The organism is Marinimicrobium sp. UBA4509 (assembly GCF_002388575.1).
Lineage (GTDB): Bacteria > Pseudomonadota > Gammaproteobacteria > Pseudomonadales > Cellvibrionaceae > Marinimicrobium > Marinimicrobium koreense.
In genome coordinates, this window is sequence record NZ_DGMV01000057.1 from 22,151 (window position 1) to 35,063 (window position 12,913).

The window sequence follows — 12,913 nt, forward strand, 5'->3', positions numbered from 1 at the left end:
CCAAAGGCCGCACCCGCCGTCACCCCAGCGTCCAAGCGACAATGCACAAACACGACGACAGGCACCCAACGGGTGCCTTCTCAATGGTAAACGATGCTTCTATGAACGAATCTGAACAACTGAAGGTGCTGCGCGATCGCATTGATTCGATCGACGATCAGATCGGCAAACTGATTTCCGAGCGGGCTCAGTGCGCCCAAGATGTGGCGGAAGTCAAAAAGAGCGCAAACCCGGAAGAGGCGGCGAAAAGTTTTTATCGCCCCGAGCGTGAAGCCCAGGTGCTGCGCAAAGCCATGGAGCGCAATCAGGGGCCTTTGAGCAACGAGGAAATGGCGCGCCTGTTTCGGGAAATCATGTCCGCCTGCCTGGCGTTGGAGCAGCCGATCAAAGTGGCGTTTCTGGGGCCCGAGGGCACCTTTACCCAGCAGGCAGCGCTCAAGCATTTCGGTCACTCCGCCATTGCCATGCCGTTCTCGGCCATTGATGAAGTGTTCCGTGAAGTGGAAGCCGGCGCGGTCAATTACGGCGTGGTGCCGGTGGAGAACTCCACCGAGGGTGTGGTCAATCACACCCTGGATAATTTCATGACCTCCAACCTGAAAATTTGTGGGGAAGTGGAGCTGCGGATTCATCAGAATCTGTTGATATCCGATGTCACTCACGTGAAAAACATCAGCCGTATTTACTCCCACTCCCAGTCGCTAGCCCAGTGCCGCAAATGGCTGGATGCGCATTACCCGAACGCCGAACGCATTGCGGTCAGCAGCAACGCGGAAGCGGCCAAGCGTCTGAAAGGAGAGTGGAATGCCGCCGCCATTGCGGGCAGCATGGCCGCCGAGCTGTACGGCCTGAAAGTGTTGGCCGAGAAAATCGAAGACGAGCCGGACAACTCCACCCGTTTCCTGATTATCGGGACCGAATCGGTACCGGCCAGCGGCGATGACAAAACCTCCCTGGTGGTGGCCATGCGCAATGAGCCGGGCGCACTGCACAACCTGCTCGAGCCGTTCCACCGCCACCATATCGATCTGACTCGGGTGGAATCCCGCCCGGCGCGAACCGGTGCCTGGACCTACGTATTCTTCATCGACTTCAGTGGTCACGCCCAGGACGCGGAGGTGAGCAAGGTGCTCAACGAAGTGTCGTCGCGGGCGGCGGACCTGAAGTTGCTCGGTTCCTACCCGAAAGCGGTTCTTTAAGGGCGGTCATGGCGGTCACTTCTGAGGGACACACAGCGACTGATCCGACGCCGGTCATCGGCAAACTGGTGGTGGTCGGTCTGGGATTGATCGGCGGCAGTCTTGCCATGGGATTGCGCCAGCGACACGCCTGTCGAGAGGCCATCGGGGTGGTTCGCCGCCCGGACGCGGGCCGCAAAGCCATTGAGCTGGGCGTAGTGGATCGGGTGGTAGATGATCTCAGTGCTGTCGCACCCGAATTGGGCGAGGGCGATGTCATTTTTATCGCCGTGCCGACCCTGGCGGTAGAATCGGTACTGGCCGCCATTCGCGATCAGGTATCGCCGGCGGTGACCATTACCGATGGCGCCAGTGTCAAAGGCAGTGTGCGCTCCGCCGCAGAATCGGTTTACGGGCAAAGCCCCGCCCAACTGGTGCTCGGCCATCCCATTGCTGGCTCCGAGCGCAGCGGCGTGACCGCATCCAACCCGGATCTGTATGAAAACCACCGCGTCATCCTGACGCCGCTGCCCGAGACCGGCGCCGTGCATCTGGAGCGGGTACGGGCCCTGTGGCAGGCCGTCGGTGCCGAAGTGCTGGATATGTCCGTCGAAGAGCACGACCAGGTGCTCGGCGCCACCAGCCATTTACCTCATGCCATCGCCTACTCACTGGTTGATACCCTGGCAGAGGATATCGGTAACCCGAATATCTTCCGCTATGCCGCCGGCGGTTTTCGGGACTTTACCCGCATCGCTTCCAGTGACCCGGTGATGTGGCACGACATCATGAAAGCGAACCGGGGCGCGGTTCTGGATTCGCTGGATCTGTTTATCGACAACCTGACCCGGTTGCGCGCGGCCATCGACCGTGAAGACAGCGAGTATCTGCTGGGCGTCTTCACCCGAGCCAAAGCCGCCCGGGACCATTTCACCAATATTCTGGCCAAGAGAGCGTTCATACCAGCCATGACCACAGGAAAAATAGATTACCTATTGCAACCCGGCGGCGCCGTGACCGGTACCATTCGGGTGCCGGGCGACAAGTCGATTTCCCACCGTTCGATCATGCTCGGCTCGCTGGCCGATGGCGTGACCGAAGTGGAAGGCTTCCTGGAAGGGGAGGATGCTCTGGCGACGCTACAGGCGTTTCGCGATATGGGTGTGGTGATTGAAGGGCCGAGCGAAGGTCGGGTCAAAATCCACGGCGTGGGCCTGCATGGCCTGAAAGCGCCCAAGAAGCCGCTGTATATCGGTAACTCCGGCACCACCATTCGCCTGATGTCGGGCATTCTCGCCGGGCAGGCGTTTGACAGCGAAATCAGTGGCGATGAATCTCTGGCCAAGCGGCCTATGGATCGCGTTGCCAACCCGCTGCGTGAGATGGGGGCCGTGGTTGATACCGCTGAAGGCGGTCGTCCGCCGCTCAAGATCAAGGGTGGGCAGGCGTTGAAAGGTATTGATTACGAACTGCCCATGGCCAGCGCTCAGGTGAAATCCTGCGTTCTGCTGGCCGGGCTGTACGCCCAGGGCACCACCCGGGTAACCGAACCGGCGCCGACTCGTGATCACACCGAGCGCATGTTGACCGGTTTCGGCTACGAGGTGAAAAAAGACGGCGCGGTGGCTGAGCTCACCGGCGGCGGTCATCTCACCGCCACCAAAATTGAAGTACCGGCGGACATTTCTTCGGCCACCTTTTTCATGGTGGCGGCGAGCATTGCTCCCGGGTCCGACCTGACGCTGACCCACGTCGGCATCAACCCCACGCGGGTGGGCGTGATCAATATTCTGAAGGCCATGGGGGCGGACCTGACCTTGAGCAACGAGCGCATCGTCGGCGGTGAGCCCGTAGCCGATATCCGCGTTCGCTATGCGCCGCTGAAAGGTATCCACATTCCGGAAGATCAGGTGCCGCTGGCGATTGATGAGTTTCCGGCGCTGTTTATCGCCGCCGCCTGTGCGGAGGGTGAGACGGTATTGACCGGCGCGGAAGAGCTGCGGGTGAAAGAGAGCGACCGCATCCAGGCGATGGCGGACGGTCTGACCACCTTCGGTATCGATGCCAAACCCACCCCCGATGGCATTGTGATTCAGGGCGGCACCATGGGCGGCGGTGAGGTGGAGACCCACCACGACCACCGCATTGCGATGTCTTTTGCCATCGCGGCGCTGCGGGCCACCCAGCCAATCCGGGTCAAGGACGCTACCAATGTGGCCACCTCATTCCCGACCTTCGTGGAACTGGCCAAACAGACCGGAATATCCTTAGAAGTAATCGATCATTAAAGGAGGGGGCGCATTACTCTATAATGCGCCTTACTTCGAATCCCAGTCACCCAAGGGCGGGTGAGTCTCCTGCTTGTCCCGCCCCCAAACAGTGTTGAGCGGAATGTCAGACAAATACAATCTTACCCACCTGAAACAACTGGAAGCGGAAAGCATCCATATCATTCGCGAAGTGGCGGCGGAGTTTGATAACCCCGTGATGCTGTACTCCATCGGCAAGGACTCGGCGGTCATGATGCACTTGGCCCAGAAGGCGTTCTACCCGGGCAAGCCGCCGTTCCCGCTGATGCACGTCGACACTACCTGGAAGTTCAAGGAAATGATCGAGTTCCGCGAAAAGCGCGTGAAGGAACTCGGTTGGGATCTGATTGTGCACATCAACGAGGAAGGGGTGAAGATGGGCGTGGGCCCCTTTACTCACGGCAGCGCCAAGCACACCGACATCATGAAAACCCAGTCGCTCAAGCAGGCGCTGGACAAGTACAAGTTTGATGCCGCCTTTGGCGGCGCCCGTCGCGATGAAGAAAAGTCCCGGGCAAAAGAGCGCGTTTACTCCTTCCGCGACAAGCACCATCGCTGGGATCCCAAGAACCAGCGTCCGGAGTTGTGGAACATCTACAACGGTCGGGTGGACAAGGGCGAGAGCATTCGCGTGTTTCCGCTGTCGAACTGGACCGAGCTGGACATCTGGCAGTACATCCACCTTGAGAACATACCGCTGGTGCCCCTGTATTTCGCAGCCAAGCGTCCGGTGGTCGAACGTGACGGCACCTGGATCATGGTGGACGATGAACGCATGCCGTTGGAGCCGGGCGAAGAGCCGGAAATGAAAATGGTGCGCTTCCGCACCCTGGGTTGCTACCCCCTGACCGGCGCGGTGGAATCCGAAGCGACCACGCTACCGGAAATCATTCAGGAAATGCTGCTGACCAAGACCTCCGAGCGCCAGGGCCGCGTGATCGATCACGACAGCTCCGGCTCCATGGAAAAGAAAAAGCAGGAAGGGTACTTCTAGGCTGGGTTACGGCGGATGCGGCCTTCGGCCTCCGAAGCGTCGGACCGATCCGCCCTACGTTGGGCTGCGGGGTTGCGGCCTTCAGTTTTGTCCGTCCTAAGGAGGTTGCGTAGGGCGGATAAGCGAAGCGCATCCGCCGTTACCGTACGTAAAATCTTCGCCGTAGCCCAACTGGACGGCCCCGAAAAAACGAATTCAAGACCAAGGTAACTGAACACCATGAGTCACCAAAGCGAATTGATCGAAACTGATATCGACGCCTATCTCGAACAGCACGAAAACAAAGAGCTGTTGCGTTTTCTCACCTGCGGTAGCGTCGACGACGGCAAAAGCACCCTGATTGGCCGCCTGCTGCACGACTCCAAAATGATCTACGAAGATCAGCTGGAATCCATCAGCTCGGACAGCAGCAAGTACGGCACCACCGGTGAGAAAGTGGACCTGGCACTGCTGGTGGACGGCCTGCAGGCCGAACGCGAACAGGGCATCACAATTGATGTTGCCTACCGCTATTTCTCCACCGCCAAACGTAAATTCATCATCGCCGACACCCCGGGGCACGAACAGTACACCCGGAACATGGCCACCGGTGCCTCCACCTGTGACCTGGCGGTGATTCTGATCGACGCGCGCCACGGTGTCATGACCCAGACCCGTCGCCACAGCTACATTGCGTCGCTCCTGGGCATCAAACACATCGTGGTGGCCGTGAACAAGATGGATCTCGAAGGCTTCAGCGAAGAGGTCTACAACCACATCAAATCGGATTACCTCAACTTTGCCGAAAAGTTGGGAATGACCGACGTTCAGTTTGTGCCCATGTCCGCCCTCGAGGGCGACAATGTGGTCAATCGCAGCGAACGTTGCGACTGGTACACCGGCCCGACATTGATGGAAATCCTGGAAAACGCGCCAGTCATGGCCGAGCGCAACTTCGAGGACTTCCGCTTCCCGGTCCAGTACGTGAATCGTCCCCACCTGAACTTCCGCGGTTTCTGCGGCACCATCGTTTCAGGAATCGTGAAGGTGGGTGATGAAGTCAAAGTGTTGCCGTCGGGCAAGAAGAGCAAGATCAAATCCATTGTCACTTTCGATGGTGATTTGCAGGAAGCCTTTGTCGGGCAGGCCGTGACCATCACCCTGGAAGACGAGATCGATGTCAGCCGTGGCGATATGATTGTCCACTCGGCGGACAAGGTGGAGCAGACCAATCACCTCAAGGCACACCTGGTCTGGATGAACGAAGACGCGGGCGAGCCGGGCAAAGAGTATCTGTTCAAATTTGCCAGCAAACTGGTCTCGGGGCATATCGATAACCTGGAATACCGGGTCGATGTGAACACTCAGGAGCACAAGCCGGCGGACAAGCTGCAATTAAACGACATTGCTGTATCCGAGCTGTCTTTCAGTCAGCCGGTGGTCGTGGATGCCTATCCGAATCATCGGATGAGCGGCTCGTTCATCGTGATTGACCGACTGACCAACCTCACCGTCGGTGCCGGCATGGTCATCGAAGGCCTGCGCCGCACCAAAACCAGCCACCACCAGTTCAGCGAATTCGAACTGGAGCTGAACGCCCTGGTCCGCAAGCACTTCCCTCACTGGGATGCCAAGGATTTGAGTAAATTGTAGGAATTCGTTACTTCGAACAGGGGTGCTGCGACAGGGTGTATTGTTGCGAGACACGCCGTGAACCCATCCATGGGGGCTCATCACCCGCCGTCCAGGCGGGTGACGGTCTCGCAACAATACACCCTGTCTCCGCAGTGCCAGATTCACGTTTCGGGAAATAGCACCTACAAGATGTTTACGGAGCAGAAGAGTGTTTCGTAGGGTGGATAAAGGGCGCAGCCCTGTCATCCACCATTTTACAGTTGCCGTTATAGTCCCGTAGGTCGGATTAGCGCGTAGCGCGTAATCCGACATCTTTTGCCAAAGTCAACGTCGGATTACGCTCCGCTAATCCGACCTACGCAATTATTTCCCGAAACGTGAATCTGGCACAGCGGAGGCTGGGTGTACGGTTGTGAGACCGTAAGCGGAGGGACTCCGCGCGTCGAGCCTACATGGATGTATTTACGGCGTGTCTCACAACCGTACACCCAGCCGTAGCTTTAGCTACGAAGCCCATCAACACCCAAAATCCAATCACACCCATAGTGTGATCCCGATCAAATCTCAGAATTTTGTCGGCAATTTCCTACAAAACGCCGCGCACATTTCCCCTACGCGCCATGCTCCTCGCTGAATAATCTGGCTCCCACGTCGTCGGACGACGTTTACTGTTTACTCAACAAACCAAGCAAAAGGAGTTCATCATGAAACTGATCTCATCCTTCCTGTGTTCCATCGCCCTGCTGTTCAGCGTTGCGGCTTATGCTGCACCCGAGGCGCCCGTCAACATCAATACCGCCGATGTGGAAACCCTAGCGCAGCTCGATGGCATCGGCCCCAAAAAAGCCGAGGCCATCGTCGCCTGGCGCGACGCCAACGGCGAGTTTGTCAGCCTGGACCAGTTGGTGGAAGTGCGGGGCATTGGCGAAGCGACCATTGAGTCCAATCGCGACCATATGACCCTGAACTGACCACGGGATGACCTGCGACGGTCACCCAGGCACCTCCCTCAGCAACGATTAGACGCTGCAATTTGATGCCAAATTTGCTTTAATGGCAGCCCGGATTCACTGAATTCGGGCTTTTTTTGTGCATAGGGGGAAAACATGCCCAATCCCGAGGCTCCACGCATTGTCGTTGCCATGGATTACGACAACGCTGACGACTGCCTGACCATGGCGCGTCGGCTCTCACCGGAGAACTGTCGGCTCAAGGTCGGCAAGGAACTTTTTACCCGTAGCGGTCCCGCCGTGATCGAGCAACTCCAGGGGCTCGGGTTCGATATTTTTCTGGATCTGAAATTCCACGACATACCCAACACGACGGCGGGCGCGGTGCGTGCGGCGGCCGACCTCGGCGTATGGATGGTCAATGTTCACGCCAGTGGTGGAGAGCGCATGATGAGCGCCGCCCGCGAGGCTCTGGACAAAGTCTCCGGTCGCCGCCCCCTGCTGATTGGGGTCACGGTACTGACCAGCATGACCGAAGCGGATCTGCGCTCTACCGGCGTCGCCCGGACTCCGATGGAACAGGTCCTGCATCTCGCGGACCTGAGTCATAAAAGTGGTCTGGATGGTGTGGTATGCTCGGCTCAGGAAGCTCGGGCATTAAGCGAGCGGCATGGTCCGGATTTTTGTCTGGTCACCCCCGGCATTCGTCCCGCCGACAGTGCGGCGGATGATCAGCGTCGGACCCTGACGCCGCAGGAAGCCATTGCCGCCGGGAGCCATTACCTGGTGATTGGTCGACCGATTACCCGGGCCGCCGATCCCATTGCCCGCTGTCGGGAGATCGCCCAGAGCATTGCCCCCTGAGGCACGGCTCGAGCGCGCCGCCCCGAGCTTTGAGATCCGGGTCGGCGAGTAACCCCAAATCTGAATGTTCAAGACCGCTAAGGAACCCCTGTGACCGAAAACAGTCCCATCCCGGTAATTGCGATTGACGGCCCCAGTGGGGCGGGCAAGGGCACGCTGAGTCGGCTGGTGGCCAATCGTCTCGGGTATCATCTGCTCGACAGTGGTGCCCTCTACCGGCTGACCGCGCTGGCCGCCATGAACGCCGGCGCTGACCTGGATAATCCCGATGCGGTGGCCGCGGTGGCCCGGCATCTGGCGGTGCGGTTTGACGCGGCCGGTGAGGACACGCGCATTTTGCTGCAAGAGCAGGATGTGTCCCGGGAAATTCGTACCGAGGCCGTCAGCATGAACGCCTCTCGGGTGGCGGCTTATCCGCCGGTCCGAGAGGCTCTGTTGCAGCGCCAGCGGGACTTCCGGCAGGCACCGGGCCTGGTCGCCGACGGGCGCGATATGGGAACCACCGTATTTCCCGATGCTGGCGTCAAAATCTTCTTGACCGCCAGTCCAGAGGCGCGTGCCGAACGCCGCTACTTGCAGTTATTGGAAAAAGGCGAGAAAGTGGATATGGACGCCTTGGTGGCGGATATCCGCGAGCGGGACAAGCGGGACAGCGAACGCGCCGTGTCACCCCTTAAGCCCGCCGATGACGCCCACCTGGTGGACAGTACCGAGCTGACCATCGAGCAGGTGCTCGAGAGAATTTTAAGCTATACCCGCTAGCCGGGTGGGGCTGGCACCCATGGGGTGCCGGAGCAACGATGACAAATAACACAAACCGGACGGAACGAAGATGAAACTGACCTGTTTTAAAGCCTACGATATTCGCGGCAAGTTGGGTGAAGAACTCAATGAAGACATCGTCTACCGCATCGGCCGCGCCTTTGCGGAATACCTCAAGCCCAAAACCGTCGTGGTGGGTGGCGACGTGCGAGAGACCAGTGAGTCCTTGAAGCTTGCCTGCGCCCGCGGCCTGCAGGACGGCGGTGCGGACGTGATCGATATCGGTCTGTGCGGCACTGAAGAGATCTACTTCGCTACCAGCCATCTGAAAACCGATGGCGGCATCGTGATCACCGCCAGTCACAACCCGATTGACTATAACGGCATGAAGATGGTGCGTGAGGGTTCTCGTCCCATCAGTGGTGATACCGGGCTGAACGATATTCAGGCCATGGCCGAAGCCAATGATTTCCCGGCCGTGGACGAATCTAAGAGAGGTGCCTACCGAAAGGGTTCAGTGCTGGAGGACTACATCCAGCACCTGCTGAGCTACGTCGATAAGGACAAACTCAAGCCCATGAAGCTTGTGGTCAACGCCGGTAACGGGGCCGCAGGCCACGTCATCGATGCGATCGAACCGCACCTGCCCATGATCGAATTTATCAAGGTCCACCACGAGCCGGACCCGACCTTCCCAAACGGTATTCCTAACCCGCTGCTGCGTGAAAATCGGGCCTCCACCAGCGAGGCGGTGATCAAGCACGGCGCGGACATGGGCATTGCCTGGGACGGCGACTTCGATCGCTGCTTCCTGTTCGATGAGAAGGGCGAGTTCACCGAGGGTTACTACATCGTCGGCCTGTTGGCCGAAGCCTTCCTGCTCAAGGTGCCGGGCAGTAAGATCATTCATGACCCACGCCTGACCTGGAACACCATCGACATCTGCGAAAAGCACGGCGGCACCGCCATTCAATCCAAAACCGGCCACTCCTTCATCAAGGAGCGGATGCGCAGCGAAGATGCCATCTACGGCGGTGAAATGAGCGCCCACCACTACTTCCGTGACTTCGCCTACTGTGACAGCGGAATGATCCCCTGGCTGCTGGTAGCGGAGCTGATCGGTCGCAAGGGCCAGCCCCTGTCCGAGTTGCTACAGGATTGCATCGATCGCTTCCCGTCCCCGGGCGAAATCAACAGCAAAGTGGACGATGCCGCCGCAGCCATTGACCGGGTATTCGAGCACTACAAGGACCAGGCCAAAGCCATCGACCGTGCCGACGGTATCACCATGGAATTTGACGACTGGCGCTTCAACCTGCGCATGTCCAACACCGAGCCGGTGGTACGCCTGAACGCCGAGAGCCGCGGCGACAAGAAACTGGTACAGGAAAAAACCGACGAAGTGTTGGCGCTGCTGAATCAGTAAGTTACGAGTGAAAGGGTGGGGTTCCCTCTGAGGGCGCGGTGTCGGGTGAACTCTTTTCAAACCCTCTCTTCAGGGAAGAAGAGAGGGAGCTACAGGGATGTATTTATCGCGTTTTGAAAAGGGTTCACCCGATGCCGCGACCGGACAACTCTAACCCTCCACTCTAAAAATCAACCGGACACAACACTCTGGGAACGACCCCCAACACTCAAGGAGACCACACATGCAGATCAAAAAAGCCGTCATCCCCGTCGCCGGTCTGGGCACCCGTATGCTGCCCGCCACCAAAGCCATCCCCAAAGAGATGCTGCCCGTGGTCGACCGGCCCCTCATCCAATACGTAATTGAGGAAGCGGCAGCGGCCGGCATCAAGGAAATCGTCCTGGTCACTCACGCCAGTAAAAACTCCATCGAAAACCACTTCGATACCAGCTTCGAGCTGGAAGCCCAGCTCGAAGCGCGTCTCAAGCGCTCACTGCTGGAAGAAGTCCGGTCCATCACGCCGCCGGGACTGACGGTCATCTCCGTGCGTCAGGCCGAAGCCAAAGGCCTGGGCCACGCCATTTTGTGCGCCCGCCCGGTGGTGGGAGAAGAGCCTTTTGCGGTAATGCTGCCCGACGTGCTGATCGACAAGCACCACTGCAACCTACGCAAAGACAATCTGGCGGCCATGACTCGCCGCTTTGACGAAACCGGCAGCAGCCAGATTCTGGTGGAAGAGGTGCCCTGGGAGCAGGTGCACAAATACGGCGTGGTCGACTGCGACGGTGCCCAAGTGGAAGAGGGCGAGTGCGCCGCCGTTAAAGGCATGGTGGAAAAACCCGAGCGCGACGCGGCTCCGTCCAACATGGCTATTGTCGGGCGCTACGTCCTGTCCAAGTCCACCTGGGATCTGCTGGCCAAAACCCAACCGGGCGCCGGTGGTGAAATCCAGCTGACCGACTCGCTGGACGCCCTGGTGACTGACGAGACCGTCGAAGCCTATCGCCTGGCCGGCAAGAGTCACGACTGCGGCTCCAAGCTGGGCTACATGATGGCGAACATCGAATACGGCGTGCGTCACCACGAAATTGGCGCACAGTTCGATGAATTTCTCAAAAGCCGGCAGGGCTGATCGATGATTGTTCCCGTTATCCTGGCGGGCGGCTCCGGGTCACGCTTGTGGCCGCTGTCGCGCAAACACTACCCGAAACAGCTGCTCAAGCTGTTTGGTGAAACCACCATGTTACAGCAGACTCTGCTGCGTCTGGACGGGGTGCCCGACTTGGGTGACCCGATTGTGGTGTGCAATGAAGAGCACCGCTTCATGGTGGCCGAGCAGCTCCAGGAAATCGGTCAGAGCCGCGCGTCGATCCTGCTTGAGCCGCTGGCGCGTAATACCGCGCCAGCCTTGGCGTTGGCGGCGGTTAAAGCGCTGACCCAGGAGGATGATCCGACGTTGCTCGTGCTTGCCGCTGACCATATGATCCAGGGGATTGAGGCCTTTCAGAAGGCTATCGCCCAGGCGGCCGACGCGGCAGACAGTGACAAACTGGTGACCTTTGGCATCCAGCCAACCCGCCCCGAAACCGGCTACGGTTATATCAAAACCCGCCGGGAAGGGCAGGGTAGCCATCCCGTCGAGCGGTTCGTGGAAAAGCCGGACCTGGCCACCGCTGAGCAGTATCTCGCTGAGGGCGATTATTACTGGAACAGCGGCATGTTCGTGTTCCGTGCCAGTGCATTCTTGTCCGAGCTGGAGCGCTGCTCCCCGGAGGTACTCAGTGCCGCCCAACGGGCCTACGACAGAGCCAGCACAGACCTGGATTTTGTTCGCATCGACCGGGACGCCTTTGCCGAGGCGCCGGATATCTCCATTGATTATGCGGTCATGGAGAAAAGCCAGGCGGTGGTTTGCGTCCCGCTGGATGCGGGCTGGAGCGATGTGGGTTGCTGGCAGTCCTTTTGGGAGCTGTCCGAGAAAGACGCCAATGGCAACAGCTTTGTGGGCGATGCCATTGATGTGGATTCACACGACACGCTGGTCTTCACTCAAGACAAGCTGGTGGCGACCATCGGCGTCAATAACCTGATGATCATCAATACCCCGGACGCGGTTCTGGTGGCAGACAAGAGTCAGGCTCAGCAGGTGAAGAAGGTGATTGCCCGGATCGAGCAGGGTAACCGCACCGAGCATCTCCAGCACCGGGAGGTCTATCGTCCCTGGGGTTGCTACGATTCGGTAGATCAGGGCACCCGCTACCAGGTAAAGCGCATTCGGGTAAAACCCGGCGCCAGCCTGTCCTTACAGATGCATTATCACCGCGCCGAGCACTGGGTGGTAGTCAAGGGCACCGCTCAGGTGGAATTGGACGACCAGACGCTGCTGCTGTCCGAGAATGAGTCGACCTATATACCGGTCGGCACCCGCCACCGCTTGAGCAACCCGGGCAAAATCCCCCTTGAAATCATCGAAGTCCAGTCCGGCCCCTATCTGGGCGAAGATGACATCCAGCGCTTCGACGACAATTACGGGCGGACTTAATAGAAGGGGTGTAGAAGCATCTCGTAGAACATTCGGGTGCTTTGTCGTGTAGTGCTCCGGTTGGGTATACCGTTGCGAGACACGCCATGAATACATCCCTGTAGGCTCTGCACCCGCCGGCCCCCTTCGCGCTCCCGGCGCTTCGGGACACTTCCCACATCCCTGTGGGGCGTCCAAGGCGGGTGACGGTCTCGCAACGGTATACCCAACCTCCGCGCTGCCAGCGTAACGTTCCGGGAACTAGCACCTTTTCTTTTTTTACCCCGGGAAACGGCGGATGCGCTTCGCTTAT

The 12,913-nt window shown here is 58.9% G+C and carries 10 protein-coding genes; all 10 read left to right on the top strand.

Features of this window, described 5'->3' with window-relative positions; all coding sequences use genetic code 11:
• Positions 1-101: 101 nt before the first annotated feature.
• The 10 genes from pheA to B3520_RS11160 all read left to right on the top strand — a co-directional run bounded on the left by pheA (position 102) and on the right by B3520_RS11160 (position 12,621).
• Complete coding sequence (gene pheA, locus B3520_RS11115; RefSeq protein ID WP_286804691.1) at positions 102-1,199, top strand: prephenate dehydratase; 1,098 nt, start codon at positions 102-104, stop codon at positions 1,197-1,199.
• A gap of 8 nt (positions 1,200-1,207) precedes the next feature.
• The gene (locus tag B3520_RS11120) at positions 1,208-3,466 is read left to right on the top strand and encodes a bifunctional prephenate dehydrogenase/3-phosphoshikimate 1-carboxyvinyltransferase (protein WP_286804689.1); all 2,259 of its coding nucleotides are present in this window, start codon (positions 1,208-1,210) and stop codon (positions 3,464-3,466) included.
• Between the two features lie 103 nt (positions 3,467-3,569).
• Entirely contained in the window at positions 3,570-4,481 is a 912-nt protein-coding gene (gene cysD, locus B3520_RS11125; RefSeq protein ID WP_024460003.1) for a sulfate adenylyltransferase subunit CysD, read from the top strand.
• Positions 4,482-4,700: 219 nt separating this feature from the next.
• Positions 4,701-6,113: a sulfate adenylyltransferase subunit CysN gene (gene cysN, locus B3520_RS11130; protein WP_123637236.1), complete on the top strand. Its 1,413-nt coding sequence runs from the start codon at positions 4,701-4,703 to the stop codon at positions 6,111-6,113.
• A 686-nt stretch (positions 6,114-6,799) separates the two neighbouring features.
• Positions 6,800-7,066, top strand: coding sequence for a ComEA family DNA-binding protein (locus B3520_RS11135; RefSeq protein ID WP_123637237.1), 267 nt, complete (start codon positions 6,800-6,802; stop codon positions 7,064-7,066).
• A gap of 135 nt (positions 7,067-7,201) precedes the next feature.
• On the top strand, positions 7,202-7,909 hold the full coding sequence (gene pyrF / locus B3520_RS11140) for an orotidine-5'-phosphate decarboxylase (protein WP_123637238.1): 708 nt from the start codon (positions 7,202-7,204) through the stop codon (positions 7,907-7,909).
• 108 nt (positions 7,910-8,017) lie between these two features.
• Positions 8,018-8,671 (top strand): (d)CMP kinase, encoded by a 654-nt coding sequence (gene cmk, locus B3520_RS11145; RefSeq protein ID WP_414673670.1) that lies wholly within the window; start codon positions 8,018-8,020, stop codon positions 8,669-8,671.
• Positions 8,672-8,741: 70 nt separating this feature from the next.
• Positions 8,742-10,097 (top strand): phosphomannomutase CpsG, encoded by a 1,356-nt coding sequence (locus tag B3520_RS11150; RefSeq protein WP_286804682.1) that lies wholly within the window; start codon positions 8,742-8,744, stop codon positions 10,095-10,097.
• A gap of 223 nt (positions 10,098-10,320) precedes the next feature.
• Positions 10,321-11,211, top strand: a complete 891-nt coding sequence (galU, locus tag B3520_RS11155) for a UTP--glucose-1-phosphate uridylyltransferase GalU (protein WP_024460009.1) — start codon at positions 10,321-10,323, stop codon at positions 11,209-11,211.
• Between the two features lie 3 nt (positions 11,212-11,214).
• Positions 11,215-12,621, top strand: a complete 1,407-nt coding sequence (locus B3520_RS11160; protein WP_286804680.1) for a mannose-1-phosphate guanylyltransferase/mannose-6-phosphate isomerase — start codon at positions 11,215-11,217, stop codon at positions 12,619-12,621.
• The last annotated feature ends 292 nt before the right edge of the window (positions 12,622-12,913 follow it).